The 25,575-nt window shown below is 72.1% G+C and carries 28 protein-coding genes; 17 read left to right on the top strand and 11 right to left on the bottom strand.

Annotated features, from left to right (window positions below; all coding sequences use genetic code 11):
• Positions 1–34: 34 nt before the first annotated feature.
• The 17 genes from IRY44_RS03575 (at position 35) to IRY44_RS03495 (ending at position 15,975) form a co-directional block, all read left to right on the top strand.
• A complete protein-coding gene (locus tag IRY44_RS03575; RefSeq protein ID WP_194799034.1) occupies positions 35–1,111 on the top strand; it encodes a class I SAM-dependent methyltransferase in 1,077 nt (358 codons plus the stop codon).
• Positions 1,111–1,422, top strand: coding sequence for a hypothetical protein (locus IRY44_RS03570; protein WP_194799033.1), 312 nt, complete (start codon positions 1,111–1,113; stop codon positions 1,420–1,422). The genes IRY44_RS03575 and IRY44_RS03570 overlap by 1 nt, the downstream gene beginning before the upstream one ends.
• Positions 1,422–1,808 (top strand): nuclear transport factor 2 family protein, encoded by a 387-nt coding sequence (locus IRY44_RS03565; protein ID WP_194799032.1) that lies wholly within the window; start codon positions 1,422–1,424, stop codon positions 1,806–1,808. Before IRY44_RS03570 ends, IRY44_RS03565 begins: the two co-directional genes overlap by 1 nt.
• A 99-nt stretch (positions 1,809–1,907) precedes the next feature.
• Positions 1,908–3,017 carry an ABC transporter substrate-binding protein gene (locus IRY44_RS03560; RefSeq protein ID WP_194799031.1) on the top strand — a complete coding sequence of 370 codons (1,110 nt, stop codon included), beginning with the start codon at positions 1,908–1,910 and terminating at the stop codon, positions 3,015–3,017.
• 76 nt (positions 3,018–3,093) lie between these two features.
• The gene (locus IRY44_RS03555; RefSeq protein ID WP_120573737.1) at positions 3,094–3,873 is read left to right on the top strand and encodes an ABC transporter ATP-binding protein; all 780 of its coding nucleotides are present in this window, start codon (positions 3,094–3,096) and stop codon (positions 3,871–3,873) included.
• A 12-nt stretch (positions 3,874–3,885) separates the two neighbouring features.
• Positions 3,886–4,746 (top strand): ABC transporter permease, encoded by an 861-nt coding sequence (locus IRY44_RS03550; RefSeq protein ID WP_091417004.1) that lies wholly within the window; start codon positions 3,886–3,888, stop codon positions 4,744–4,746.
• A 100-nt stretch (positions 4,747–4,846) separates the two neighbouring features.
• A complete protein-coding gene (locus tag IRY44_RS03545; RefSeq protein ID WP_194799030.1) occupies positions 4,847–5,593 on the top strand; it encodes an SDR family NAD(P)-dependent oxidoreductase in 747 nt (248 codons plus the stop codon).
• A 35-nt stretch (positions 5,594–5,628) separates the two neighbouring features.
• Complete coding sequence (locus tag IRY44_RS03540) at positions 5,629–6,993, top strand: M20/M25/M40 family metallo-hydrolase (RefSeq protein ID WP_194799029.1); 1,365 nt, start codon at positions 5,629–5,631, stop codon at positions 6,991–6,993.
• Positions 6,990–7,817 (top strand): alpha/beta fold hydrolase, encoded by an 828-nt coding sequence (locus IRY44_RS03535; RefSeq protein WP_194799028.1) that lies wholly within the window; start codon positions 6,990–6,992, stop codon positions 7,815–7,817. The genes IRY44_RS03540 and IRY44_RS03535 overlap by 4 nt, the downstream gene beginning before the upstream one ends.
• Positions 7,814–8,278 (top strand): Ohr family peroxiredoxin, encoded by a 465-nt coding sequence (locus IRY44_RS03530; protein WP_194799027.1) that lies wholly within the window; start codon positions 7,814–7,816, stop codon positions 8,276–8,278. The genes IRY44_RS03535 and IRY44_RS03530 overlap by 4 nt, the downstream gene beginning before the upstream one ends.
• Complete coding sequence (locus IRY44_RS03525) at positions 8,265–9,254, top strand: EamA family transporter (protein ID WP_194799026.1); 990 nt, start codon at positions 8,265–8,267, stop codon at positions 9,252–9,254. The genes IRY44_RS03530 and IRY44_RS03525 overlap by 14 nt, the downstream gene beginning before the upstream one ends.
• Before the next feature lie 45 nt (positions 9,255–9,299).
• Positions 9,300–10,157, top strand: coding sequence for an IclR family transcriptional regulator (locus IRY44_RS03520; protein ID WP_135240658.1), 858 nt, complete (start codon positions 9,300–9,302; stop codon positions 10,155–10,157).
• Entirely contained in the window at positions 10,150–11,349 is a 1,200-nt protein-coding gene (locus IRY44_RS03515; protein ID WP_194799025.1) for a CaiB/BaiF CoA-transferase family protein, read from the top strand. The genes IRY44_RS03520 and IRY44_RS03515 overlap by 8 nt, the downstream gene beginning before the upstream one ends.
• A gap of 31 nt (positions 11,350–11,380) precedes the next feature.
• The gene (locus IRY44_RS03510; protein ID WP_194799024.1) at positions 11,381–12,220 is read left to right on the top strand and encodes a cyclase family protein; all 840 of its coding nucleotides are present in this window, start codon (positions 11,381–11,383) and stop codon (positions 12,218–12,220) included.
• Positions 12,213–13,619 carry an MmgE/PrpD family protein gene (locus tag IRY44_RS03505; RefSeq protein WP_194799023.1) on the top strand — a complete coding sequence of 469 codons (1,407 nt, stop codon included), beginning with the start codon at positions 12,213–12,215 and terminating at the stop codon, positions 13,617–13,619. Before IRY44_RS03510 ends, IRY44_RS03505 begins: the two co-directional genes overlap by 8 nt.
• Positions 13,620–13,641: 22 nt before the next feature.
• Entirely contained in the window at positions 13,642–15,105 is a 1,464-nt protein-coding gene (locus IRY44_RS03500; protein WP_194799022.1) for a dihydroorotase family protein, read from the top strand.
• A gap of 12 nt (positions 15,106–15,117) precedes the next feature.
• A complete protein-coding gene (locus IRY44_RS03495; protein ID WP_228531439.1) occupies positions 15,118–15,975 on the top strand; it encodes a CoA ester lyase in 858 nt (285 codons plus the stop codon).
• A 58-nt stretch (positions 15,976–16,033) separates the two neighbouring features.
• Here the strand turns inward: IRY44_RS03495 and IRY44_RS03490 are convergent, their stop codons facing one another.
• From IRY44_RS03490 to IRY44_RS03440, 11 genes are read right to left on the bottom strand one after another with little or no spacing between them, the layout of a single operon-like run.
• Positions 16,034–16,669, bottom strand: coding sequence for a GntR family transcriptional regulator (locus IRY44_RS03490; RefSeq protein ID WP_013286904.1), 636 nt, complete (start codon positions 16,667–16,669; stop codon positions 16,034–16,036).
• A gap of 29 nt (positions 16,670–16,698) precedes the next feature.
• Positions 16,699–17,448, bottom strand: coding sequence for an SDR family NAD(P)-dependent oxidoreductase (locus IRY44_RS03485; protein ID WP_194799021.1), 750 nt, complete (start codon positions 17,446–17,448; stop codon positions 16,699–16,701).
• A complete protein-coding gene (locus IRY44_RS03480) occupies positions 17,445–18,602 on the bottom strand; it encodes a CoA transferase (protein ID WP_194799020.1) in 1,158 nt (385 codons plus the stop codon). The genes IRY44_RS03485 and IRY44_RS03480 overlap by 4 nt, the downstream gene beginning before the upstream one ends.
• Positions 18,599–19,483 carry a hydroxymethylglutaryl-CoA lyase gene (locus tag IRY44_RS03475; protein ID WP_194799019.1) on the bottom strand — a complete coding sequence of 295 codons (885 nt, stop codon included), beginning with the start codon at positions 19,481–19,483 and terminating at the stop codon, positions 18,599–18,601. The genes IRY44_RS03480 and IRY44_RS03475 overlap by 4 nt, the downstream gene beginning before the upstream one ends.
• Positions 19,480–19,911, bottom strand: a complete 432-nt coding sequence (locus IRY44_RS03470; RefSeq protein WP_013286908.1) for a heme-binding protein — start codon at positions 19,909–19,911, stop codon at positions 19,480–19,482. Before IRY44_RS03470 ends, IRY44_RS03475 begins: the two co-directional genes overlap by 4 nt.
• 10 nt (positions 19,912–19,921) lie before the next feature.
• Entirely contained in the window at positions 19,922–21,130 is a 1,209-nt protein-coding gene (locus IRY44_RS03465) for a CaiB/BaiF CoA-transferase family protein (RefSeq protein WP_194799018.1), read from the bottom strand.
• Entirely contained in the window at positions 21,127–21,426 is a 300-nt protein-coding gene (locus tag IRY44_RS03460) for a NifU family protein (protein WP_194799017.1), read from the bottom strand. Before IRY44_RS03460 ends, IRY44_RS03465 begins: the two co-directional genes overlap by 4 nt.
• Positions 21,416–22,456: an amidohydrolase family protein gene (locus IRY44_RS03455; RefSeq protein ID WP_151498808.1), complete on the bottom strand. Its 1,041-nt coding sequence runs from the start codon at positions 22,454–22,456 to the stop codon at positions 21,416–21,418. Before IRY44_RS03455 ends, IRY44_RS03460 begins: the two co-directional genes overlap by 11 nt.
• Positions 22,453–23,550 (bottom strand): ABC transporter permease, encoded by a 1,098-nt coding sequence (locus IRY44_RS03450; protein WP_194799016.1) that lies wholly within the window; start codon positions 23,548–23,550, stop codon positions 22,453–22,455. The genes IRY44_RS03455 and IRY44_RS03450 overlap by 4 nt, the downstream gene beginning before the upstream one ends.
• Positions 23,547–24,323, bottom strand: coding sequence for an ATP-binding cassette domain-containing protein (locus IRY44_RS03445; RefSeq protein WP_194799015.1), 777 nt, complete (start codon positions 24,321–24,323; stop codon positions 23,547–23,549). The genes IRY44_RS03450 and IRY44_RS03445 overlap by 4 nt, the downstream gene beginning before the upstream one ends.
• Positions 24,320–25,528 (bottom strand): substrate-binding domain-containing protein, encoded by a 1,209-nt coding sequence (locus tag IRY44_RS03440; protein ID WP_194799014.1) that lies wholly within the window; start codon positions 25,526–25,528, stop codon positions 24,320–24,322. The genes IRY44_RS03445 and IRY44_RS03440 overlap by 4 nt, the downstream gene beginning before the upstream one ends.
• Positions 25,529–25,575 lie beyond the last annotated feature (47 nt).

Here is a 25,575-nt window from a genome sequence, read left to right as displayed (position 1 = left end):
GACCGGACCTCCCCCACCTGTAGAGGAGACAAGCATGCTGGACATCGAGGAGCGCCTCACCCTGGATGAGCGTTCCGCCGTGGACTTCGTCCTCGGCCTGCGCAAGCGATGGGCGGACACCGTCTACCCGGCGCTGCGCGACGAGTACGGCGCCACCGGGGCGTCGGCCACGACGATCGCCGACGCCGGTCAGGTGCTGCGTGGTCTTCCGCTCTACCCGTGGTTCAGCCACCTGGAGCGGGTGCAGCAGAAGATGCTCTGGAAGGTCGCGGGCGACGCGGTGCTCAGCCGCCGCGAGGAGCTGACCGACCAGCTCACCTCGCTGCCCGAGCAGCCGAAGGGCTCGCTGGAGCTGAACCCCGACCTGGAACTGCCGGACTGGTACACCGACTACGACATCCACATCCAGCCCGGCAGCTTCTTCTCCGACGACATGTCGGCCTACGTGTACGAGTTCGGCGCGCGCATCGTCATGCTGCGCGACAACGACGGCTACAAGTTCCACACGCTGTTCGCCAAGACCGCGCTGCCCGAACTGCCGGCGGCGACCCGGATCGTCGACATCGGGTGCGGTTTCGGCAAGAGCACCCGCCCGCTGCCGGCCAAGTACCCGACCGCGCAGGTGATCGGCGTGGACCTGGCCGCGCCGGGTCTGCGCCTGGCCCACGCCGAGGCCGAGGCGACCGGACTCGCGATCGACTACCGGCAGGCCGACGGCCGGGCCACCGGCATCGAGTCGGACAGCTGCGACGTGGTCACCGGCACGATGGTGCTGCACGAGATGCCGGCCGCCGCGATCCGGGAGACGATCCTGGAGGCCGCGCGCCTGCTCAAGCCGGGCGGCTCGCTGCGCTTCCTGGAGTTCATGCTCACCGGCGACCCGCTGCGCGACGCCACCGTCTACGAGCACGCCGAGCGCAACAACGAGCCGTTCTTCCACGACCTGTTCGGCTCCGACCTGATCGAGGTCTGCACCGAGGCCGGTCTGACCGACGTGTCGTGGACCCCGTTCGACGAGCGCCGCAACGGTGTCCAGCCGCAGGGCTGGGGCGACCGTCCCGAGTGGCACTTCCCCTGGGCCGTACTGGCCGCGACCAAGCCGGAGGCGTGATGAGCAACGAGTTCGACTACTTCGGAGACCCCAAGGTCGGCAAGCTGCTCGACCTGGTGCTGCAGCTCTCCACCGAGCTGCACGTGACCCGCCAGCGAGTACGCGTCGTCGAGGCGCTGCTGACCCGCTCCGGCGCGCTCACCGCGGGCGCCGTCGACGAGTTCGTCTCCACCGAGGAGGAGCAGCAGGTCCTCGACCGGGAGCGGGACGCGCTGCTGGCCCGCCTGATGCGCATCCTCACCGAGCACGGCCCCGCGGAGCACCCGCTGCGGGACCAGTGGGAGGCGGCGCTGAGCGAGAAGACCGGCTGATGAGCACACCGGACGCGCCCGGTCTGATCGACAGCTACCTGCAGCTGTGCGAGGACCGCGAACTCGACGAAGCGGGGCGCTTTCTCGCGGACGGGGCGCGGTTGGTCTTTCCGGGCGGCCGGGAGTACTCGTCGCTGCGGGAGATGGCGGCCGCGTCGACCGGAACCTACCGGTGGGTGCGCAAGCACCGGGACCGCTACCTGGTGGGCGAGACCGACGGGCGGGTCACGGTGACCTCGCTCGGGCGGCTGTACGGGGAATGGCTCGACGGCACTCCGTTCGAGGACATCCGCTACGCGGACGTCTTCGTGCTCGACGGCGGACTGATCGTCGAGCAGCACGTCTACAACGATCTGGCACTCGTCGCGCAGCAGCGCGACGCCTGACGGACAACGGTCGCGCGGCAGCGCGACAGCTGATTCCCCCACCTCCGCCGCTCCGGCGGCGGAGGTGGTCTCCCCCGACTCATGACGAGGTGTGTGCATATGAAACGAAAGTGGGCTCTGCTCCCGGCGGCGTTGGCCACCGCGCTGGTCCTGGCCGCGTGCGGCGGCGGCTCCGACGACGAGGCCGGTGGCGAGGGCAAGGAGGCGAAGCTGACCATGGCCATCGCCTCCGCCGTGATCGGCCCGAAGGAGGAGGTGGCCGTCTACGCGGTCGCCAAGGAACTCGGCTACTTCGCCGAGGAGAAGCTGACCGTCGAGACGATCAACGCCGACGGCTCGGTCGCCGCCCTCCAGGCGGTCGCGTCCGGCAGCGGCGACATCACCCCCGCCGACGCCGGCTCGGCGCTCGGCGCGGTGGAGAAGAACGTGCCGATCAAGGCCGTCGGCGGCCTGGTGCAGAACTGGCCGTGGGTGATGGCGGTCAAGCCGGACTCCCCGATCACCGGCGGCGCGGACCTGCGCGGCAAGAAGATCGGCGTGATCAGCCTGGCCTCCGGCTCGGCCCCGTACGCCCGCGCCTACGTCAAGGCCGCCGGCCTGGACCCGGCCAAGGACGTCGAGCTGCTGCCGGTGGGCGTCGGCGCGCAGGCCGCCGCCGCGCTCAACGACGGCAAGGTCGACATGCTGGCGCTCTACACCCAGGCGTACGCGGTCATCGAGAACGCCGGCACCGAGCTGAAGTACCTGACCAACCCGGACGTGTTCTCCGGCATCCGGTCGCTCACCTTCAGCGTCGGCGCCCGTGACTTCGACGCCAAGAAGGACTCGTACGAGCGGTTCCTGCGCGCGGCGTACAAGGCGATGCTCTTCTCGGCCAAGAACCCCGAGGCCGCCATGAAGATCGGCTACAAGGTGTTCCCGCAGATCCTCGCTGGCAAGTCCGCCGACGAGCGCCTCAAGGCGGACACCGAGAGCCTGGCCGCCTGGCTGAAGACGGCCACCCCGGCCAGCGGCGACCCGGAGCAGTTCGGCGACTGGGGCGCGATCAGCGACGAGGAGTGGGCGAAGACCCAGGCGTACACCAAGGAGGCCGGGCAGATCACCGGCGAGGTCGACCTCAAGAAGCTGTGGGACCCGAGCCTGCTCTCCGGCGCCAACAACTTCGACAAGGCCGCGGTGCTGAGCAAGGCCGCGAACTACACCGCCTAGGCAGCGGACAGCGGAAGGGATTTCGATGGCCATCAAGGCGACGGCCCGCCGGGCGCAGACGCAGGCTCCGGCATCGGTGTCGGAAGACTCCTGGATCGAGATCGACGGGCTGGACAAGGAGTACCGGCCCCGGAAGTCGGCACCGACCCAGGCGTTGAGCGACATCAACCTGACGGTACGTCGCGGCGAGTTCATCTCGGTCGTGGGACCGTCCGGGTGCGGCAAGACCACTTTGCTGAAGATCCTCGCCGGGCTCAGCCCGAAGTCCGGCGGCGCGGTACGGATCGCCGGGCGGGACGTGACGAAGCCCCTTCCCGAGGTCGGGATGGTGTTCCAGGCACCGACGCTGCTGCCGTGGCGCACCATCTTCGACAACGTGATGGTGCCGGCGGAGATCCAGCGACTGGATCCCCGCCGGCACCGGGAACGCGCCCAGCAACTGCTCGAGATGGTCGGTCTCAACGGCTTCGAGCAGAAGTACCCGCACGAGCTCAGCGGCGGCATGCAGCAGCGGGCCGGCATCTGCCGGGCGCTCGTGCACGACCCGGCGGTACTGCTGATGGACGAGCCGTTCGGCGCACTCGACGCGATGACCCGCGAGTACATGAACGTGGAGCTGCTGCGCATCTGGCAGGAGAGCAACCAGACGATCGTGCTGGTCACGCACTCCATCCCGGAGGCGGTCTTCCTCTCCGACCGAGTGGTGGTACTCAGCCCCCGGCCGGGCCGCATCGCGGAGGTCATGGACATCGACCTGGAACGGCCGCGTGACCTCGGTGTCATGTCGTCCGACCGGGCCGGGGTCTACGTGGAGCGGATCCGCCGACACTTCAACGCCGCCGGCGTTATCGACTGACGAGGGACAGCCATGGCAACAAGCAACCTGGTCCGCGAGCCGGCCCAGCCACCGGCGCCGTCCGCCCGGCCCGCCCGGCCCGCCCGGCGCAAGTTCGACCTCCGCGAGAAGCCCCAGCTCTGGCTGGTCCCGACGGTCTTCGTCGTGGTCGTGCTGGCCTGGGAGTACGGTGTCCAGCTCATCGGCGTCGACGAGTACGTCCTGCCGCTGCCGTCGAGCGTGGTCGAGTCGCTGTGGCAGCAGCTCGGCGACGACCAGTTCTGGGGTCACTTCTGGGTGACCACCCAGGAGGCGCTGCTCGGGTTCGTGATCGGTGTCGGGGCGGCGCTGCTCCTCGGCACGTTCATCTCCCAGATCAAGATCGTCGAAGCCACCCTGATGCCGTACATCGTGGCCTTCCAGACCGTGCCGAAGGTCGCCCTGGCCCCGCTGTTCGTGGTCTGGTTCGGTTTCGGCCTGACCAGCAAGGTGGTCATGGCCGCGGTGATCTCGTTCTTCCCGATGCTCGTAAACGTCATCGAGGGCCTGCGGGCGGCCGACGCCGACAAGATCCAGATGCTGACCGTGTTCGGCGCGAGCAAGACCCAGATCTTCCGGATGGTCCGGCTGCCCAGCGCACTGCCGTTCATCTTCGCCGGCCTGGACATCGGCATCGTCTTCGCCATCCTCGGCGCGGTCGTCGGCGAGTTCATCGGCGCCAAGGAGGGCCTGGGCTACCTGCTGCTGCAGACCAACTACAACTTCGACATCGCCGGCATGTTCGCCGTCCTGGTGGTGCTGTCGGTGATGGGTCTGGTGGCGCACTTCGTGATCCGGCTGCTGCAGAAGCGGCTGGCCTTCTGGGCCGAGGACACGAAGGTGATCGGCGCGTGACGACAGCTGACGGGACCGCCGTCACGCGTGCGGAGCACCGGCCGGGCGTGGTTCACGCCCGCCCGGCCGGTGGCCGAACGGGAAAGGCAGGACACAAGACATGAACACCGATCCGAACCGGTTCGACGGGCGGGTGGCACTGGTCACCGGCGCGGCCCGCGGCATCGGCGCCCGCATCGCCGCGACCCTCGCCGAGCGCGGCGCGACGGTGGCGCAGGCCGACCTGCTCGACGACTGGGCGGAGGCCGAGCTGACCGGCGGCGCGCACACCCGCCACCGGGTGGACGTCCGGTCGGCCGCCTCCTGCGCCGGCCTGGTGGCCGAGGTCGTGGACGCCCACGGGCGCCTGGACCTGCTCGTCAACAACGCCGGGATCGTCCGGCGCGGGCCCGCCGCGACGATGTCCGAGGAGGACTTCACCACCGTCCTGGACGTCAACCTGACCGGCACGTTCCGGATGAGCCAGGCCGCGTACCCGGCGCTGCGGCAGACCCGCGGCGCGGTGGTGAACATCGGCTCCACGAACGGGCACATCGCGGTGCTGAACACGCTCGGGTACTGCGTCAGCAAGGCCGGCGTGATGCACATGGCACGCGTGCTGGCGCTGGAGTGGGCGCCGGACCGGATCCGGGTCAACGCCGTCGGACCCACGATCGTGCCCACCGACATGACCGCCGACGTCCGCGGCGACGACGCGTACCTGGCCGACAAGATGGCCTCCATCCCGCTGGGCCGGATGGCGCAGCCGCAGGACGTCGCGAACGCGGTCGCCTACCTGCTCAGTGACGCCGCCGCCATGACCACCGGGCAGACGATCTTCGTCGACGGCGGCGTCACCATCCACTGACTTCCCCCTCTCCGACCCCTTCTGTGAGGACCACCATGCCCAAACCGGATACCGCGGCCGCCCTGGCGGCCGTCGACAAGCACTTCGACGAGTTCGTCGAGGAGCTCCAGCAGCTGTGCCGCATCCGCAGCCGCCGCCAGGAGCCGGAGCAGATGGAGGCCACCGCCGAGTTCATCGCCGGGTCGGTCCGCCGCTGGGGCGGCGAAGCCGAGATCATCCCGTGGGAGCAGTCGTACCCGTACGTGCTGGCCGAGGTGCCGGGCGAGGGTGACAAGGCGCTGCTGCACTTCACCCACTACGACGTGGAGGTCGAGCCGGCCGGTGACGACGCCGACTGGATCAGCCCGCCGTACGCGGCGGAGATCCACGACGGCCGGCTGTACGCCCGGGGCGTGGCCGACGACAAGGGCGTCGTCATGTCCCGCATCCACGCGGCGGCGGCCTGGAAGCTGGCCGGGCTGACCCCGCCGGTGACCAACCGGATCATCTTCGAGGGCAAGAAGTGGCTGCACAGCCCGGGTCTGGGCTCGTTCGTGCAGGCGCACGCCGACCGGCTCGCCAGCGACGCGGCCCTGTGGGAGAACTCCTGGCTCGACGGCGAGGATCGGCTGCTGCTCAAGCTCGCCGAGAAGGGCGTGCTCTACCTGCGGCTCACCGCGCAGACCCTGCCGCGCGACCTGACCAGCCAGAACACCGCGCTGCTGCCGGCCGCCACGGCCCGGCTGGCCGCCGCCCTGGCGCAGTTGCAGCGGCCCGACGGCACCGTGACGATCCCCGGTTTCGCCGACGACGCCCGGCCGCCGACGGACGAGGAGCGGGCGCTGCTGGAGAAGGTGGCGTTCGACGGGGACTTCCTGCGCAAGCGGGCCCAGGTCGACCGGTTCACCGGTGACCTGGACGACCAGGGCGCCGCGGTCGCCATCCGGACCGTGCCGACGCTCACCGTCGCCGGTTTCGCCGGCGGCGACATGCGCGACGACGTGACGCTCGGCATCCCGTCGACCGCCTCGGCGAAGCTGGAGATCCGGCTGGTGCCGGGCCAGGACCCGGACCGGGTGCTCGGCTGCATCCGCGACCACCTGGCGGCGACCGGCTTCGGTGACCTGCGCATCGAGGTGATGGCGACCAGCCGGCCCAACCTCACCGACCACCGGGACCCGTTCGTCGCGCTGGTCGCCGACGCGGCCCGCCGGGTGTACGGGACCGAGCCGGTGATCGAGCCGTACACGCAGTGGATCGGCAACCAGGGCGTGATCGCCGACCGGCCGATCGTCGGCGTCGGTGTGTCCCGCGCCGACTCCGGTGTGGACGGCCCGAACGAGAACATCCGGCTGGACGACTACAAGGCCGGCATCAAGCACGTCATCGAGGTCATGGCGGCGCTGGCGGTGACGGAGTGACCCGGGCCCGCGGCGTGGCCCGCCGCGCCTACGTCGACGTGCCGTGGGGTCAGGTGCACTACCGGCACGGCGGCGACGCCGACGCCCCGGTGCTGCTGATGCTGCACCAGTCCCCGCTCTCCTCGGCCACCTACGACGCGGTGATCGAGCCGCTGGCCCGCCGCGGCCTGCGGGTGATCGCCCCGGACACGCCGGGCTTCGGCATGTCCGACGCGCCCCCGCGCCCGTGGTCCATCCCGGAGTACGCGGCCGGGGTGTGGCAGTTCGCCGACGCCCTCGGGCTGTCCCGGGTGCACCTGCTCGGGCAGCACACCGGCGCGATCGTCGGCGCGGAGGCGCTGATGTCGGCGCCGCAGCGGGTGCACCGGCTGATCCTGCAGGGCATCCCGCTCTACGACGAGCAGGAGCGGGCGGAGAAGAAGCGGTCGTACGCGCCCGGCTACTCCCCGGCGCGCGACGGCGGGCACCTGAAGGTGATCTGGGACCGGGTGTACGGCCTGTACCCGCGCCTGACCCCGGAGGAGGCGAACCGCCAGGTCACCGAGTACCTGCTGACCGGTCCGGACTACGCCACCGCGTACCGGGCGGTGTTCGACCACCACGTGGACACCGCCGCCCTGGACGCGCTGCCCATCGTGCTGCTGCACGGCGCCGACGACCTGCTGGACCGGATGACGCCGCAGGTGCGGGCCGCGCTGCCCGGCGCCGAGCTGGTGACCATCCCCGGCGGCACCGACTTCGTGGCCGACGAGCAGCCGGAGGCGTTCGCCGACGCGGTCGCCGCGCAGGTGCACGCCGACCTCGGGCGGGAGGTGGCGGCATGAGCGCCGGCACCCCGGCCGCCGACGCGAAGGTCGTCCCGGCGAACACGCTCTACACCGCCACCGTCGAGGTCTCCGGCGGCCGGGGCGGCAGCGCCCGGTCGCGGACCGGGTCGCTGCGGGTCGACCTGACCCGTCCCGCCCAGCGGGGTCCGGACGCGCCCGGCACCGACCCGGAGGAGCTGTTCGCGGCCGGCTACGCGGCCTGCTTCGACAGCGCGCTCGCGGTCGCCGCCCGGCAGGCCGGCGTCAAGCCCGGCCCGACGACGGTGACCGCCTCGGTCTCCCTCGGGCAGACCGAGGACGGCCGGTACGCGATCGCCGTGGTGCTGGACGTGTCCGCGCCGCAGTGCCCGCAGGCCGACCTGGAACGCGCCGTGGAGCTGGCCGACCAGATGTGTCCCTACTCGAACGCCCTGCGGGGCAACACCGCGGTGGCGATCCGGGTCGATGGCCACCGCTGACCTGACCGAGCCCGCAGCGGTCCGCCACCCGGCGGATCCGCAGCGGCCCGCCGGCCCGATGGCCCTCGCCGTCGGGCTCGGCGCGGTCTACCTGATCTGGGGCTCGACCTACCTGGGCAACCGGGTGGCCCTGGACAGCATCCCGCCGCTGGTCGCCACCTCGGCCCGGTTCCTGGCCGCCGCGCTGCTGCTGTTCGCGGTGGCGGCGCTGCGCCGGGGACCGGCCGGGCTGCTGCTGCCCCGGCAGCAGTGGGGCGGGGTGGGCGCCAGCGGGCTGCTGATGGTCGGTGCGGGCAGCGCACTGCTAGCCCTGGGCCAGCAGTACGTGCCGACCGGGCTGACGTCGCTGGTGGTGGCCGGCATGCCGCTGTGGGTGCTGGTGCTGCGGCTGGCGGTCGGCCCACGGCCGTCGGCACTCGCGGCGGTGGGCGTACTGGGCGGTGTGGCCGGGCTGGCGCTGCTGTTCTCGGTGCCGACGAAGGGATGGCACCTCGGCGGGATGCTGCTGCTGGTGGTCTCCACGATGGTCTGGGCGCTGGGCTCGACGCTGTCGCAGCGGCTGCACATGCCGGCCGACCACCTGGTCGGCACCGGCTGGCAGATGCTCGTCGGCGGCGTCGCGGTGGCGGTGGCGAGCGTGGTCAGCGGTGAGCTGGGACGGTTCGACCCGGCCGGCGTCACCGGCCGGTCCTGGCTGGCGTGGACCTACCTGATGCTGGTGTGCACAGTGGTCGGCTTCAGCGTCTACACGTGGCTGCTGCGCAACGCGCCGATCCAGCTCGCGTCCACCTACGCGTACGTCAACCCGGTGGTGGCGGTCCTGCTCGGCATGATGGTGCTGGATGAATCGTTGTCCGGACGACAGGTGCTCGCCGGTGCCGTGGTGCTCGCCTCGGTGGCGCTCGTCATCGCGCGGGAGCGACCCCGGCAGGCCGACGGCCTTCCGCCCGGGAAGACCCCCGTCGCGCCCGCCTGACGCCCGGCGACCCCACGCACGTACGTCGACAGTGGAGGAACAGAGATGATCACGACAGCGGTCGTCGAGAGCACCGCCGGCCGGACCCGGTCCGGTCTGGGACGCGCCCTCGACATCGTCAACATCATCGCCGAACGGGCACCGGAGACCCTCGGCGTGTCGACGATCGCGCGGGAACTGGGCCTGCCGAAGGCGGTCGCGCACCGCATCCTCAAGGAGCTGGTGGCCGACAACTTCCTCACCTTCAACGAGGAGACCAAGCGGTACCGCCTCGGCACCGGCGCGCTGGCGGTGGGCCTGGCCGCGCTGCGTGCCCTGGACGTGCCGGACATCGCGCGCCGGTACCTGGTCCGGCTGGTCCGCGACAGCGGCGAGACCGCCACGCTGTCGGTGCGGCAGGGCTGGTCGCGCGTCTACATCGACCAGGTGCTCTCGCCGCACGAGGTCCGGATGTCGGTGTCCCTGGGCACCAGCCACGCGCTGCACTCCGGGTCGTCGTCGAAGGCGATCCTGGCCGCGCTGCCGGACGCCGAGGTCGACGACTACCTCGGTCACCACCCGCTGGACGCGGTCACCCCGGCCACCATCACCTCCACCGCCAAGCTGCGGGCCGACCTGGCCCGGATCCGGCGTCAGGGGTACGCGGTGAGCATGGGCGAACGGCAGAACGGCGCGGGGAGCGTGGCCGCGCCGGTGCGGTACGCGACCGGGCAGGTGTTCGGCTCGATCTCGCTGTGCGGGCCGCAGAACCGGTTCACCCCGGAGGTGTGCGCGGCGCACGGCGCGCTGGTCGCCGCGGCGGCGGCGGAGATCTCCGCCGAACTGGGTTTCCGGCCGCCGGCGCAGCGCGTCGCCGGCCGGACGGGTCAGGAACAGAACTGGGGAGGTGGAACAGGTGAGTGACGGACCGCTGACGGGCCTGCGGGTGCTTGACGTCTCGACGATCCTCGCCGGGCCGCTGTGCTGTCAGATCCTCGGCGACTACGGCGCCGACGTGATCAAGATCGAGCACCCGACCATGGGTGACAGCATGCGCGGCCACGGCAAGGCCAAGGACGGCCATCCCCTGTGGTGGAAGGAGATCTCCCGCAACAAGCGGCTGGTCGGGCTGAACCTGTCCGCGCCGGAGGGCGCGGCGCTGCTGTTGCGGCTGGCCGAGCGGGCCGACGTGCTGGTGGAGAACTTCCGGCCGGGCACGCTGGAGCGCTGGGGCGTCGGCCCGGAGGAACTGCACCGGGTCAACCCCGGTCTGGTGATCGCCCGGATCACCGGTTTCGGGCAGACCGGCCCGTACGCCTCCCGCGCCGGGTTCGGCACGCTGGCCGAGGCGATGAGCGGCTTCGCCCACCTGACCGGTACGGCCGACGGCCCGCCCACGCTGCCCGCGTTCGGGCTGGCCGACAGCATCTGCGGCATCGCCACCTCGTCGGCGGTGATGATGGCGCTGTGGCACCGGGAGCGCTCCGGCGGCCGGGGCCAGGTCGTCGACATGAGCCTGCTGGAGCCGATCATGACCGCTGTCGGTCCCGGCCCCACGGTCTACGACCAGCTCGGCGTGGTGGAGCAGCGGCAGGGCAACCGCTCGACGAACAACGCGCCGCGCAACACGTACCAGACCAAGGACGGGTCGTGGGTGGCGATCTCCACCAGCGCCCAGGCCATCGCCGAGCGGGTGCTGCGGCTGGTGGGCCACCCCGAGGTGATCGACGAGCCGTGGTTCCGTACCGGCGTCGGGCGGGTGGCGCACGCGGACCTGCTCGACGAGTACGTGGGGTCCTGGATCGCCGAGCGCACCCGCGACGAGGTGACCGCGGCGTTCGCCGAGGCCGGCGCCGCTGTCGCACCGGTCTACAGCGCCAGGGACATCGTCGAGGACCCGCACGTCCGGGCCACCGAGATGATCACCACGGTCGACGATCCGGACCTCGGCCCGATGCGGATGCACAACGTCATGTGGCGGATGTCGGAGACGCCGGGCCGGATCCGGTTCACCGGCCGCTCCCCCGGCGCCGACACCGACGCCCTGCTCGTCGAGGAACTCGGCTGCGACCCGGCCGAGATCGCCGACCTGAAAGCCCGTGGCGTCGTCGCCTGACGACGCCGACAGCCGAAACGCGAGGAACCCCGTGGGCACCACAGCCAGAACCGCCGACCGCCTGCTCGACGCCGTGCAGGCCGGTGTCACGATCTACGACCTGGGCCGGCGGCTGACCGTCGGCATGCCGCAGTCACCGAACCACCCGGCGTTCGGGCTCACCCTGCCGCGCCGCCACGGCGACATGGTGCGCGCCGACGGCGGCTCCGCCGCCAACGACCTGCTGGTGATGGGCACGCACGTCGGCACGCACGTCGACGCGCTCGCGCACGTCTCCCAGGACGGCCGGCTGCACGGCGGCGCCGACGCCGCCGCCGCGCAGGTCGGCGGCCGGTTCGACGAGCTGGGCGTGCACACCGTCGCGCCGATGGTCCGCCGGGGCGTGCTGCTGGACGTGCCCGCCGCGCTGGGCGTGGAGGCCTGCGAGCCCGGCTACGAGATCACCCCCGCCGACCTGGACGCCGCGGAGTCCCGGCAGGGCACGCCGGTGGGCGCCGGTGACGTCGTGCTCATCCGCAGCGGGTGGGGCCGGCTGTTCGACCACGAGGACCGCAACCAGTACATCGGCAAGGACTCCGGCGTGCCGGGGGTCGGCGCGGACGGCGCGACCTGGCTGGCGCAGCGCCAGGTGCACGCCGCCGGCGCGGACACCATCGCCTTCGAGTGCCTGCACCCGGGCAAGGGCCACAGCTCGCTGCCGGCGCACCGGATCCTGCTGGTGGAGCACGGCATCTACCTGATCGAGACGATGGCGCTGGAGGAGCTGGCCCGCGACGAGGTGCACGAGTTCACCTTCGTCATGGCGCCGCTGCCGCTGTACGGCGCCACCGGCTCCCCGGTGCGCCCGCTGGCGGTGATCAGCCGTGGCTGAGCCGACCCTGGGCCGCCACCTGGCCACCTTCGCCGCCGACACCGCCGCCGAGACGCTGCCCGACGAGGTGGTCGCCAGCGTCCGGGCCCGCGTCCTGGACGTGCTCGGGCTCTGCGTGGCGGCCCGGCCGCTGCCGACCAGCCAGGCGGCCCTCGCCTACGTCGAGGAGCAGGGCGGCCGTGGTCAGGCCACCGTCGTCGGCCTGGACGAGAAGGCACCCGCGGCGCTGGCCGCGTTCGCCAACGGCGTGCTGGCGCACTCGCTCGACTACGACGACACGCACCTGCCGTCGGTGCTGCACCCCAGCGCGTCGGTGGTGCCGGCCGCGCTGGCCGCCGCCGAGGCGTCCGGTGCGTCCGGGCAGGAGACCGTCGCGGCCATCGCGGTGGGCCTGGAGGTGTGCGTGCGGCTCGGCATGGCCGGGTACGACCCGGCCGCCGGCAACTCCGTCTTCTTCGAGCACGGGCAGCACGCCACCTCGATCTGCGGCACGCTCGGCGGCGCGGTGGCGGCGGCCCGGCTGCTGAAGCTGGACGCCGACGGCGCGCTCGACGCGCTCGGGGTGTCCGCCTCGATGGCGGCCGGTCTGATCGAGTCCAACCGCAACGGCGGCACCGTCAAGCGGATCCACTGCGGCTGGGCCGCGCACGCGGCGGTGAGCGCCGCGCAGCTGGCCCGGCACGGCGTGACCGGCCCGCCGACCGTGCTGGAGGGACGCTTCGGCTTCTTCCAGGCGTTCCTGCGCGGCGAGTTCGACGGCGACGAGATCGTCCGCGGGCTCGGCACCGACTGGGCGGTACCGGGCATCTTCTTCAAGCCGTACCCGGCGAACCACTTCACCCACGCCGCCATCGACGCGGCGATCGCGCTGCGCGAGCGCGGGTTGCCGCTGGACGAGATCGAGTCGATCACGCTCGGCGTGCCGACGCCGACGGTGCGCACCATCGGCCAGCCCATCGAGCGCAAGCGGGCGCCGCAGACCGGCTACGAGGCGCAGTTCAGCGGCCCGTACGCGGTGGTCGCCGGCCTGATCGGCGGCGGCGGTCTGGGCGTGGACCTCGCCGACTTCACCGACGCCCTGGCGCACGACCCGCAGCGGCGGGCGCTGATGGCGCTTGTCGACGTGGTGGGCGACGAGCGGTGCGACGCGATCTTCCCGCACCAGTTCCCGGCCGTGCTGCGGGTGGTCACCCGCGACGGGCGGGAGTGGGTGCAGGAGGTGCTCGCCAACCGGGGCGGGCCGCAGCGTCCGCTCAGCGACGCCGAACTGGCGGTCAAGTTCCGCACCAACGCCGCCGCCCTGCCGGCGGCGACCGCCGACCGCATCACCGAGGAGGTCCACCGGCTGGACCGGGCCCCCGACGTCCACGGCCTGATGGGCCTGATCAACCGCCGCTGAACCGAGCACGAGGAGCAACACCATGAGCACGTACGACCTGCTGCTGACGAACGTCCGCGTGGTCCGGCACGACCGGCCCGAACCCGAGCTGATGGACATCGGCGTCACCGACGGGCGGATCAGCCGCGTCGCGCCGCAGATCGACCGGGCGGAGGCCGCCCAGGTCGTCGACGGCGGCGGCCGGCTCGCCTTCCCCGGCGTGGTGGACGCGCACCAGCACTGGGGCATCTACAACCCGCTGAGCGAGGACGCCGTCTCGGAGAGCCGCGCGTCGGTGCAGGGCGGCGTCACCACGGCGCTGAACTACATGCGCACCGGGCAGTACTACCTCAACCGCGGCGGCCGGTACGCCGACTTCTTCCCCGAGGTGCTGGCCGCGACCGAGGGCCGCTCCTACATCGACTACGGCTTCCACCTCGCGCCGATGTCGCGGGAGCACATCGGCGAGGTGCCGTCGCTGGTGGAGGAGCACGGGGTCACCTCGTTCAAGATCTTCATGTTCTACGGCAGCCACGGCCTGCACGGCCGGTCCACCGACCAGAACTCGTTCCTGATGATCCCGGAGGGCGAGCGGTACGACTACGCCCACTTCGAGTTCGTGATGCGCGGCGTCCAGGCGGCCCGGGAGCGTTTCCCCGAGCTTGCCGACGAGATCTCGCTGTCGCTGCACTGCGAGACCGCCGAGATCATGAGCGCGTACACCAAGCAGGTCGAGCAGGACGGCACGCTGCGCGGGCTGGAGGCGTACCACGCGTCGCGGCCGCCGCACTCCGAGGGACTGGCCGTGTCGATCGCGTCGTACCTGGCGCACGAGACCGGTCTGCCGAAGATCAACCTGCTGCACCTGACCTCGGAGAAGGCTGTCGACGCGGCGCTGCGGATGGCGCGGGCGTTCCCGCACATCGACTTCCGCCGCGAGGTGACCATCGGCCACCTGGTCGCCGACATCGACACCGCGCACGGGCTGGGCGGCAAGGTCAACCCGCCGCTGCGCCCGCGCGCCGACGTCGAGGCGCTCTGGGGGTACGTCCTGGACGGCAAGATCGACTGGGTGGTCAGCGACCACGCCTGCTGCAAGGACGAGGTCAAGTTCGGTGAGCCGCGCGACGACATCTTCGTCGCCAAGTCCGGCTTCGGCGGCGCCGAGTACCTGCTGCCCGGCCTGGTCACCGAGGGCAACCGGCGCGGTCTGTCGTACCAGCGGGTGGCGGAGCTGACCTCGTGGAACCCGGCGCAGCGCTTCGGCCTGCGCAACAAGGGCGCGCTGCTGCAGGGCTACGACGCCGACATCTGCCTGGTCGACCCGGACTCGACCTGGACGGTGCGCGCCGAGGACTCCGAGTCGACGCAGGAGTACACGCCGTTCGAGGGCTTCGAGCTCACCGCCCGGGTCACCGACACCTTCGTCCGCGGGCAGCACGTGCTCGTCGACGGCAAGGTGACCGGCGAGCCGGCCGGCCGCTACCTCGCCCGCCCGCAGCGGTAGGGGGAACGACTGATGGCGGTGGCGCGCAGTTACCTGTACGTGCCGGGCGACCGGGCAGACCTGCTGGACAAGGCGGCCGGGCGGGGCGCGGACGCGCTCGTGCTCGACCTGGAGGACGCGGTCACGCCGGCCCGCAAGGCGCAGGCCCGGGAGACGGTCGCCGGGTTCCTGGGCGCCGCCGCGCCGTCCGCACCCGAGCTGTGGGTGCGGATCAACAGCGACCAGGTCGAGGCGGACGTCGAGGTCCTCTCCCCCGCCGCGGCCGGGGTGTGGGTGCCGAAGGCCGAGCCGGAACTGCTCGCCGAGGTCGACGCCGCGCTGACCCGGGTGCAGCGGCGGCTCGGCCCGGACGCCCCGGCGTTCCGGGTGGTGGCGCTGATCGAGACCGCCCGGGGCGTGCTCACCGCGCCGCGGGTGGCCGCCGCGCCCCGGGTGCTGCGGCTCGGCCTCGGCGAGGCGGACCTCGCCGGTGAGCTGGGGCTTCAGCCGGGGCCGGACCGGGCGGAGTTCGCCCCGATCCGCTCCCAGGTCGTCGTCGCGTCGGCGGCCGCCGGCATCGCCCCCGCGGTGGGGCCGGTGGAGACCACGCTGCGCGACCCGGAACGGCTGGAGCGGACCACCCGGGCGCTGCTGCGGCAGGGCTTCCGGGCCCGCAGCGCCATCCACCCCGGGCAGATCGCGACGATCAACGAGGTGTTCACCCCCACCGAGGCCGAGGTGGCCTCCGCCCGGGCCGTGCTGGCGGCGCTGGAGCAGGCCGAACGCGGCGGCTCCGGGGTGGCCACCGACGCCGGCGGGCGGCTGCTGGACCGGGCGGTGGTGCGCGCCGCCACCGAGGTGGTACGCCGCGCCGAGGCGTCCGCCGGATGACCCGGAACGCCGGGCCGGGGACCGTCGACGGGTACGACGTGTCCCGGCCCGGCGTGGGTCAGGGCGTGCCGAGGGTGGCGCGGGCGGCCAGGATGTGCGCCCGCATCACCGAGCCGGCCCAGGCCCGGTCGCGCGCCTCGAACGCGTCGATCAGCTCCCGGTGGTGCGACATGCTGCGCGCCATCGCCGCCTCGTCGTACCGGCGGAACGTACGGTTCACCAGCGGCGTCTGCACCACCGCCCCGAGCAGCGCGCTCAACCGGCGGTTCCGCCCGGCGCCCAGGATGATCTCGTGGAACTGCGCGTTGCAGACCGCGATCCGGTCCGCCCGGTCCCGCCGCTGACCGGCCGCGTAGCCCTCCATCTCGGCGCACAGCTCGCGCAACCGGGCGATCTCCTCCGGCGTGATCCGGGTCGCGGCCAGCTCGGCGCCGTACCCCTCCAGCAGGGCGCGCAGCTCGAAGATCTCCTCCAGGTCCTGCTCCCGCCAGGCCGGGACGGTGGCGCCCCGGTTGGCCTCCCAGTCCACCAGGCCCTCGGCGTGCAGCCGGCGCAGCGCCTCCCGCACCGGGGTGCGGCTCACCCCCACCGCGGCGGCGAGATCCTCCTCGGAGAGCTTCTTCCCCGGCTCGTACGCCCCGCCGAGGATGCGCGTCTTGATCGACTCGTACGCCGACTGCGTGGCCCGGCCCATGCGTCCCCCTCTGTTCACCGATGGTGAACCTACATCGACGCGGTGGAACCGCCGTCGACGGCGTACTCGGAGCCGGTCACCTGCCGGGCCCGGTCGCCGGCGAGGAACAGCACCACCTCGGCGACGTCCTCCGGCTCGTTCATCCGGCCCAGCGGCAGCCGGCGCAGCTCGTGCACGACGTGGTCGGCGGCGGCGGAGACGTCGATGCCGAGCCGGAGCGCGACCGACTCCAGGTAGGCGTGCATGGTCGCGGTCCGGGTCGGGCCGGGCGCGACGGTGTTCACCCGCACGCCCCGGGAGCCGTACTCCAGGGCGAGGCCCTTGGCGAGGCTGAGCAGCGCGGCCTTGCTGACCGCGTAGTCGAGCATGTGCGGCTTCGGGTGCCGCGCCGCCTCGGAGCCGATGGTGACCACGCTGCCGCCGCCCCGCTCGACCATGAGCGGCACGAGCGCGCGGCACAGACGTACGCAGGACATCACGTTCACGTCCCAGGTGCGCTGCCAGGCCGCGTCGTCGATGTCGGTGAACGCGTCCCGGTACGGTGCGAGCGCCACGTTGTTGACGAGCACGTCCGCGCCGCCGTACCGGCTGGTCACCTCCCGCACGACGGCGGCGACGCCGGCCGGGGTGCCCAGGTCGGCGGTGACCGGGACGCCCACGCACGCGGAGACGTCCAGGTCGGCGGAGAGCACCTCGGCGCCCTCGTCGGCCAGCCGCCGGGCCACGGCGAGCCCGATCCCCGATCCGGCGCCGGTGACGACCGCTACCCTGCCCCTCATCCGCTTCCCCCCTCGGTGCCGCCACCGGCGAGCACCTCGTCGGTGTGCTCGCCGAGCGTGGGTGCGAGCCGGCCGGACGGCAGTGGCGAGCCCGACATGACGATCGGCGAGGCGATGCTGCGCAGCCGCCCGGCCACCGGGTGCTCGACGATCGACACCAGGCCGGTCCCGGCCGCTTCCTCCGCGCGCAGGATCTCCTCGTAGCCGGCCAGCGGCGCGCAGGGCACGTCGATCGCGGACAGCTCCGCCAGCCACTCGGCGGTGGTACGCCCGCGCAGCACCTCGGCCACCACCCGGTAGAGCCCGTCGGCGTTGGCGATCCGCTTGCCGACGGTGTCGTAGTCGGGGTGGCGCAGCAGGTCGGCGCGCCCGACCAGGGTGAGGAACCGGTCCCACTGCCGGCCGGTGTAGATCAGCACGCACAGGTGCCCGTCGGCGGTGGCGTACGGACGGCGGTTCGGCGCTGCGGTACGCGGGTAGAGCGGCGGCCCGGTGGGTGGGTCGAACGTCCAGCCGTCGAGCTGTTCGAGCAGGCCGAAGGCGACCATCGTGTCGTACATCGGCACCTCGACGCGCTGCCCCTCGCCGGTGGCGTCGCGATGGCGCAGCGCGGCTAGCACGGCGGTGGACGCGGTGAGCCCGGTGATCTTGTCGGCGAGCGGCGTGACGACGTACCCGGGCTGGTCCTGGTTGACGCTCTGCAGCCGGGCGATCCCGGAGGCGCCCTGGATCACGTCGTCGTACGCGGGCCGGTCGGCGTGCCGGCCGGTGCCCCGGAAGCCGGGGATCGCGCAGTAGACGATCGCCGGATGCAGCGCGCGTACGTCGTCGTAGGTGAGCGCGAGCCGGGCCACGGCGGCCGGGCGCATGTTGTGCACAAGCACGTCCACCGTCGGCACCAGCCGGTCGAACGCGGCCCGGTCGGCGGGCGCCTTGAGGTCCAGCAGGACGCTCTTCTTGCCCCGGTTCATGTTGAGGAACACCGCCGCCATGCCGGGGGTGCGGGCGGCGCCGAGCTGGCGGGCGATGTCGCCGCCCGGCGGCTCCACCTTGATCACCTCGGCGCCCAGGTCGGCCAGCATCAGCGTGCAGTACGGACCGGAGAACGTGCTGGTCAGGTCCAGCACCCGCACTCCGGCCAGCGGCCCGGTCACGGGAACCCACCGGCCCGGCTCAGCATGCCCGGCAGCTCGGCGCCGAACACCTCGCCCAGCCACCTGGCGTTGCCGATCGCGGCCTCCTGCGACACCCCGGTCGGTGTCCCGGAGCGTTCCAGCGCGTACACCACGTCCTCGGTGGCCACGTTGCCGGTGGCGGCCGGGGCGAACGGGCAGCCGCCGATACCGCCGACGCTGGCGTCGATCGCCCGCGCCCCGGCCCCGACGGCGGCCAGGACGTTGGCCAGGCCCAGGTTGCGGGTGTTGTGGAAGTGCCCGCGCAGGCTCGCGCCGGTGCGCTCGCGCACGGCCGTGAACAGCCGCTCCACCTGGGACGGCACGGCCACGCCGATGGTGTCGGCGAGCGCCACCTCGTCCGGTGCCACCGGTGCCAGGTCGTCGACGACGCGCAGCACGCGCTCCGGCGGCGTCTCCCCCTCGAACGGGCAGCCGAACGCGGCCCCGACCGTGACCGACGCGCGCAGCCCCTGCTCGCGGGCGCGGGGCAGCAGCCGCCGCACCTCCGCGACCGCCTCCGCGGTGGTCGTGCCCTGGTTGCGCCGGCAGAACGTGTCGGTGGCGACCACCACGAAGTTGACCTCGGTGACGCCTGCGGCGACGGCCCGGTCCAGGCCGCGTCCGTTCATCACCAGGCCGATCGAGGCCAGGCCCGGCTCGTCACGGACCAGCGCCATCAGCGCGTCGGCGTCGGCGAGCTTCGGCACCTTCGCCGGGTTGACGAAGCTCGTCACCTCGACCCGCCGACTGCCCGCCGCGACGGCCCGGCGTACCAGTTCGGCCTTCTGCCCGGTGGTCAGCTCCGCCGGGTGGTTCTGCAGGCCGTCCCGGGGGCCGACCTCGACGATCTCGACGCTCAAGACAGCGCCTTCAGTCCGGCCTGCGCGACCTCCATGTCCTGCGTGTAGTGGCCGCCGCTGACCCCGATGCCGCCGACCAGCACGTCGTCGACCTTGACCGGATAGCCGCCGCCGAAGGTCACCAGCCGGTCGATCGCGGGCGGGGCGCCCATCGCCAGCGGGCCGTCGTCCTTGATGAAGTCGTACCAGCCGTCGCTGCTCAGCCCGAAACCGACTGCCGTGTACGCCTTGTCCTGCGCCAGCTGCACGCTCACCAGCGGCGCGCCGTCCATCCGCTCGTACGCCTTGAGCACGCCGCTCTCGTCGCACACCGCGACGGTGACCGCGAAGCCCATCTCCTCGGCCCGGGCGACGGCGGCGGCCACCATCGCCCGCGCGGCCGGCGCGGAGATCGAGCGCTTCTTCACCACGTACGGGTTCTTCGCCATGACTGCCTCCTCAGATCGCGCCGGCGGCGCGCAGTTCGGTGATCCGGTCGTCGGCCAGGCGCAGCACCTGGCGCAGGACCTCGTCGGTGTGCTCGCCCAGCCGGGGGCCCACCGAACGCAGCCGGCCCGGCGTGCGGGACAGCCGGGGCGCGACGTTCTGCATCGGGAACGCGCCCATCTCCGGGTGGTCGAGTTCGACGATCGCCTCGCGCGCGGCGAAGTGCTCGTCGGCCAGCATCTCCCGGGCGGTGTAGACCGACCCGGCGGGTACGCCGCCCAGATGCAGCAGCCGCAGCAGCGCGGCCGGCTCGAACGTGACGGTCCACGCCGCGATCAGGTCGTCCAGTTCGGCCTGGTGCGCGCCGCGGGCGGCGTGGGTGGCGTACCGCGGGTCGTCGGCCAGGTCCGGGCGGCCCATCACCGCCGCCAGGCGGCGGAACACCGTGTCCTGGTTCGCGGCGATCAGCACCGTGGCGCCGTCGCGCGTCGGGTACGCGTTGCTGGGTGCCACGTTGGGCAGGATCGAACCGGTCCGCTCCCTGACGTAGCCGGTGAGCGCGTACTCCGGCACGAGCGACTCCATCAGCGCCAGCACCGACTCGTAGATGGCACTGTCCACCACCTGCCCCTGGCCGGTGCTGCCCGCCACCCGCAACGCCATCATGGCGCCGAGCGCGGCGAACGTGCCGGCCAGCGAGTCGCCGAGGCTGACGCCGATGCGGCTCGGCGGCGTGGACGGGTCGCCGGTGACGTGCCGGATCCCGCCCATCGCCTCGCCGATCGAGCCGTAGCCGGCGCGGGAGGCGTACGGGCCGTCCTGCCCGAACGCGGTGACCCGCACGACGACCAGCCTCGGGTTGATCCGGTGCAGTTCCTCCGGCGCGAGCCCCCAGCGCTCCAGCGTGCCGGGGCGGAAGTTCTCCACGAACACGTCGGCGTCGGCGAGCAGGTCGCGCATGAGCTGCTGCCCCTCCGGCACCCGCAGGTTGCAGGTGACCGACTTCTTGTTGCGGGCCACCACCGGGAACCACAGCGACTTGCCGTGCGGCTTCTCCCGCCCCCACTGCCGCATCGGGTCACCGCCGTCGGGCTGCTCGACCTTGATCACCTCGGCGCCGAAGTCACCGAGCAGTTGCGCGCAGAACGGCCCGGCCAGCAGCACGCCGGCCTCCACCACCCGTACGCCGGTCAGCGGCCCGTCGGGAAAGCCGCCGGTCATCCGGCCGGCTCCGACAGTCCGAACATCTTCTCGATGCGCGCCTCGGCGAACCGGGAGACCGCGCCCGCCCGGGTCACCGAGCGGACACCCTCGATCTTCAGCAGCGCCGGGCGGACCAGCGAGCCCATGGTGACCGGCGCCGACGGGCAGGCCGCGCAGCGGCCGTGGAACGTCACCCGGGCGTCGCCGCGGGCGTCCACGTCGACTGTGACGCCGCCGCCGTGCGCCTCGACGAGCTGGCGTACCTTGCCGTCGAGCGCGCGGTCGGCGGCCTTCGCCGTCTTGTCAGCGCCCATCCTTGCGGCCCTTCTTCGCGGACTTCTTGCCGCTCTTGCCGTACAGCTCCTTCTTCTTGGCCTTCACGTCGATGCCGAGCACCCGGGCGAAGTTCAGGCCGAAGATCTTCTCCTTGATCTCGTCGGTCAGCTCCGGGTAGCCGTAGCCGTCCTGGAGGTCCTCCGGCATCTGCATCTCGGCGAACAGGTCGATGTATGCCTGCACCTTCGGCCAGACGAACGCCTCGGAGCCCCACAGCAGCCGGTCTGGGCCGACGTGCAGCAGGCACTTGCCGATGGCGTGCAGCGCGGCGCGGGGCGCGACCGGGTACTGGTTGATCCAGGCGGTGAGCGCGAGGTGGATGTTCTCGTACCGGGCGGCGATGTTGATCGTCTCGTTGATGAACGGCTCACCGAGGTGGTGCACGATGAACGTCATCTCGGGGAAGTCCTGCGCCGCGCGTTCCAGGTCGTACGGCGCCAGGTCGGCGATGTGCTGGGTGTTGAACGCCAGCCCCTTGTGGAACTGCACGTTCGTCACGCCGTGTTCGAGGGCGGTCTCCCACAGCGGGTACGCGACCTGCCGGTCGTCGATCTTCCAGGACAGGCCGCCGGAGTGCGCCTGGTAGAACTTGAAGCTGGTGGCGCCCCACTCCTCGATCTGCCGGATCATCTCGGTCACCGCGCCGTAGCGGCCGTGGGTGATCGGGTCGACGCCGCCGCAGAACAGCACCCGGTCCGGGTACGCCTCCTTGAGCTTGTAGTTGTTCTCCGCCGGCGAGAAACCCAGCTTCCAGCCGCCGTGGCTGGGCACCGTCTGGGCCATCGCCATGTCGGTGTCGGACTCCTCGAACATCAGCCGGTACGCGTCCTCGACGGACAGTTCGCGGCCGGAGATGTCGTCGTACGGGTAGCCCGGGGCGGAGTACTTGCGGGCGTACTCGACGAGCGCGTTCGTCGACTTCTTCCCGCCGTGGTTGAAGTCGATGTTCTCGTCGGTGAGCTTGTACATGTGGATCGCGTTGTCGAGGACGAAGAAGCCGTTCTTCATGGGGTGGGACGTCCCTTCGGGGTGGTGTCGTGCTCCAGGCGTTCGACGTGCCGGACCGCGAGCTGTCGGCGGCGCCGCACCGACCAGGCGGCGACCGAGACGCCGGCGATGACGGCGAGGCCGTTGAAGACGCGCTCGATCCAGGTCGCGGCGCCGAGGTGTTGCAGGCCGGCGATGGTGAAGGTGATGAAGTACGCGGCGATCACGGTGCCGAGGATGTTGACCCGGCCGGGTCGCAGCGCGGCGGCGCCGAGGAAGGCGGCGGCGAAGGCGGGCAGCAGGAACTGCTCGCCGACCGTGGGCTGGGCCGAGCCGATCCGCGAGGCCAGCAGCACCCCGGCGAGCGAGGCGAGCACCGCCGCGCCGACGAACGCGCGGACGGTGTAGCTGCGGACGTCGATGCCGGCCCGGGCGGCGCCGCGCAGGTTGCCGTCCATCGCGTAGAGCCGCTGCCCGAACGGTGTCCAGACGACGATGAACTCCAGTGCCAGCACCAGCACCACGAGGTAGATCAGCGGCAGCGGGATGCCGCCCAGGTCGCCGCGGGCGATCTCGGTGAACGCCGGCGGCACGTTCTGGTACAGCACCCGGCCGCCGGTGACCATGTAGAGCAGACCCATCAGCAGGCTGCCCACGGCGAGCGTCGCGATGATCGAACTCATGCCGAACTTCAGCACCAGCAGGCTGTTGAGCAGGCCCACGGCGACGCCGACGGCGAGCACCGCCAGCAGGGCCAGCCAGATCGGTACGCCCTGCACCGCGATCAGCCAGATGCTCACGCCCTGCGCCAGGCCGAGCATCGGGCCGACCGACGCGTCCAGGTAGTGCGCCAGCAGCGGCAGCGTGGCGGCCATCGCCACGATCACCGTCACGGTCTGGTTGACCAGGATCAGCCGGAAGTTCGTGGTGGTGAAGTAGGTGTCCGGGGTGAGCACGGAGAAGACCGCGATCACCAGGACGAGCATGCCGAGCAGCCCGAACCGGCTCACCCCCTCGACCGCCCGCTCCCCGGCCCCGGCGCGGGACCGGTCGGCGCTCTGCTTGACGACGGTCCGGCCGCCGCCCGGGGGCGTCTGCGTGGTGGCGGTGGTCATCGGACCGCCTCCCCCGCCGTGGCGAGCGTGCCGGCGACGATCAGCTGCACGCACCGTTCGACGTCGAGCCCTTCGGTGGGGCCGTGGTAGACGTTGCGGCCGCCCTTCATCACCAGCAGCCGGTCGGCCATCGACAGGATCTCCGGAATCCGGTGGCTGATCACGATGACCGCGTAACCACGGTCGCGCAGCCGGCGGATCAGCGCGTTGACGCCGTCGGACTCGGTGGTGCCGAGCGCGGCGGTCGGCTCGTCCATCACCATCACGCGCGGCTCGTTCTCGGTGACCAGCGCGCGGGCGATGGCGACCATCTGCCGCTGCCCGCCGGAGAGCCCTTCGACCAGCACGTTCATGTCGTGCAGGTCGATGCCGAGTTCCTCCAGCACCGCGCGGGTGCGCTCGCGCATCGCCCGCTTGCGCAGCACCGGCAGGCCGCGTACGCCGCCGGTCCACTCGCGACCGAGGAAGACGTTCTCGACGATGCTCAGGTTGTCGGAGAGCCCGAGGTCCTGGTAGATCATCTCGATCCCGGCGGACCGGGCCGCGCCGATGGTGTGCGGCGTCAGGTCCCGGCCGGCCACCCGCAGGCGGCCCGTGTCCGGCGCCAGCGCACCGCTGACCATGCTCATCAGCGTGGACTTGCCGGCGCCGTTGTCCCCGACGACGCCCAGGATCTCGCCCGGGCGTACGTCGAAGGAGACGTCGGTGACGGCGCGTACCCGCCCGTAGGACTTGCTGACGCCCACCGCCTCCAGCACCGGGGCGGCACTCATCGGGCTTCGCTCCACATCTTCTCGTAGCGCTCGGCGTAGTTCACGTAGCTGTTCCAGTCGACAGCGCCGTCCTTGGGCGCGTTCGACTTGTCGAAGACGGTGGCCGGGATGCCCTGCTCGGCGTCGGGCAGCGCGGGCTGACCGGCGGCGAGCCGGCCGACCTGGTCGATGGCGGCGTAGGCGTTCCAGCCGCGGATGGCGCCGAAGTCGGCGAGCTGGTCACCGGCGGCCACGCTGCCCAGCCGCTCCGGCTCGGCGTTCTTGGACAGCACCTTGATGTCGTTGCGTCCGGCGGCCCGGATGGCGGCGATGACGGACTCCACCCCGTTGCCGTACGGCGTGAGGATGTACTGCAGGTTGTCGCCGTGCTTCTGGATCAGCGAGGTGGTGATGTTCTGCATCTCGATCGGGTCGACCGCCTGCGCCAGCGTGCGCTCGCGGACCTCCAGCAGCTCGCAGCCGGTGCAGCCGGCGAGCACGCGCTTGCTGGCGTTGAGCGCCTCGACCAGGTGCGGGTAGCCGACGTCCCAGAGGAAGACGACCTTGGCCTTGCCGTTGGAGTCGGCGACGGCCTTCGCCGTGGCCAGCACCGCCTGGAACGTCTCCCGGCTGGACACGTGCGCGTCGTAGCCGACCGCGCCGCCCTCGGCGACGGCGGAGACGCCCACCACCGGGATCTTCGCCTTCTGCAGCTCGGCGATGCCGTCGGCGACCTGGTTCTCCGGGATGGCGACGGTGATGACGGCGGTGGGCTTGTTGGCGGCGGCGGTGGCCAGTGCCTTCTGGTAGCCCTCCGGGGTGCCCTGGCCGTCCAGGATCTCGGCGCTCCAGCCGAGCTTCTCGGCGATGGCGGTGGCGCGCTTGCCGACCTCCTCGCAGGAGGTGCCGATCTTGCAGACGATGATGTTGAGCTTGCCGTTCGCCGGCGGCTTCACCGAGGTCGTCGGTCCGGACCACTCCTCGTAGACCTTGATCTTGTCGAGGGTGATGTCGGCTTCCTTGCCCTCGAAGTAGAGCATTCCGCCGGTGCCGGCGGCGATCAGCTTGCGGGCCGTCTCGGTGTATTCGTCGTTGACCGCGGCGGGCGTGTCGGAGGCCGCGCTGTCCTCACCCGATCCGCAGGCGGCGGTGGTGAGCAGAAGGGCGGCCACCCCGAACGCGGCGGCGGCGGCGCGGAGCCGGCGGGCTCCGAAAGTGTGTGTCACGGTGCTACTCCCTCGGTGGGTGGCAGTCGTCGAAAGAAGCGAATCGA

It is taken from the genome of Micromonospora sp. ANENR4, assembly GCF_015354395.1.
Lineage (GTDB): Bacteria > Actinomycetota > Actinomycetes > Mycobacteriales > Micromonosporaceae > Micromonospora > Micromonospora aurantiaca.
Note: the sequence above shows the minus strand (reverse complement) of the source record. Positions and strands in the feature narration are given on the sequence as shown.

Coding starts and splice junctions, on each gene's coding strand:
- IRY44_RS03445 (WP_194799015.1), bottom strand. CDS start 24,323: ATGAGTGCCGCCCCGGTGCTGGAGGCGGTGGGCGTCAGCAAGTCCTAC.
- IRY44_RS03560 (WP_194799031.1), top strand. CDS start 1,908: ATGAAACGAAAGTGGGCTCTGCTCCCGGCGGCGTTGGCCACCGCGCTG.
- IRY44_RS03545 (WP_194799030.1), top strand. CDS start 4,847: ATGAACACCGATCCGAACCGGTTCGACGGGCGGGTGGCACTGGTCACC.
- IRY44_RS03575 (WP_194799034.1), top strand. CDS start 35: ATGCTGGACATCGAGGAGCGCCTCACCCTGGATGAGCGTTCCGCCGTG.
- IRY44_RS03455 (WP_151498808.1), bottom strand. CDS start 22,456: ATGAAGAACGGCTTCTTCGTCCTCGACAACGCGATCCACATGTACAAG.
- IRY44_RS03495 (WP_228531439.1), top strand. CDS start 15,118: ATGGCGGTGGCGCGCAGTTACCTGTACGTGCCGGGCGACCGGGCAGAC.
- IRY44_RS03530 (WP_194799027.1), top strand. CDS start 7,814: ATGAGCGCCGGCACCCCGGCCGCCGACGCGAAGGTCGTCCCGGCGAAC.
- IRY44_RS03460 (WP_194799017.1), bottom strand. CDS start 21,426: ATGGGCGCTGACAAGACGGCGAAGGCCGCCGACCGCGCGCTCGACGGC.
- IRY44_RS03465 (WP_194799018.1), bottom strand. CDS start 21,130: ATGACCGGCGGCTTTCCCGACGGGCCGCTGACCGGCGTACGGGTGGTG.
- IRY44_RS03565 (WP_194799032.1), top strand. CDS start 1,422: ATGAGCACACCGGACGCGCCCGGTCTGATCGACAGCTACCTGCAGCTG.
- IRY44_RS03470 (WP_013286908.1), bottom strand. CDS start 19,911: ATGGCGAAGAACCCGTACGTGGTGAAGAAGCGCTCGATCTCCGCGCCG.
- IRY44_RS03500 (WP_194799022.1), top strand. CDS start 13,642: ATGAGCACGTACGACCTGCTGCTGACGAACGTCCGCGTGGTCCGGCAC.
- IRY44_RS03550 (WP_091417004.1), top strand. CDS start 3,886: ATGGCAACAAGCAACCTGGTCCGCGAGCCGGCCCAGCCACCGGCGCCG.
- IRY44_RS03525 (WP_194799026.1), top strand. CDS start 8,265: ATGGCCACCGCTGACCTGACCGAGCCCGCAGCGGTCCGCCACCCGGCG.
- IRY44_RS03490 (WP_013286904.1), bottom strand. CDS start 16,669: ATGGGCCGGGCCACGCAGTCGGCGTACGAGTCGATCAAGACGCGCATC.
- IRY44_RS03450 (WP_194799016.1), bottom strand. CDS start 23,550: ATGACCACCGCCACCACGCAGACGCCCCCGGGCGGCGGCCGGACCGTC.
- IRY44_RS03570 (WP_194799033.1), top strand. CDS start 1,111: ATGAGCAACGAGTTCGACTACTTCGGAGACCCCAAGGTCGGCAAGCTG.
- IRY44_RS03485 (WP_194799021.1), bottom strand. CDS start 17,448: ATGAGGGGCAGGGTAGCGGTCGTCACCGGCGCCGGATCGGGGATCGGG.
- IRY44_RS03540 (WP_194799029.1), top strand. CDS start 5,629: ATGCCCAAACCGGATACCGCGGCCGCCCTGGCGGCCGTCGACAAGCAC.
- IRY44_RS03520 (WP_135240658.1), top strand. CDS start 9,300: ATGATCACGACAGCGGTCGTCGAGAGCACCGCCGGCCGGACCCGGTCC.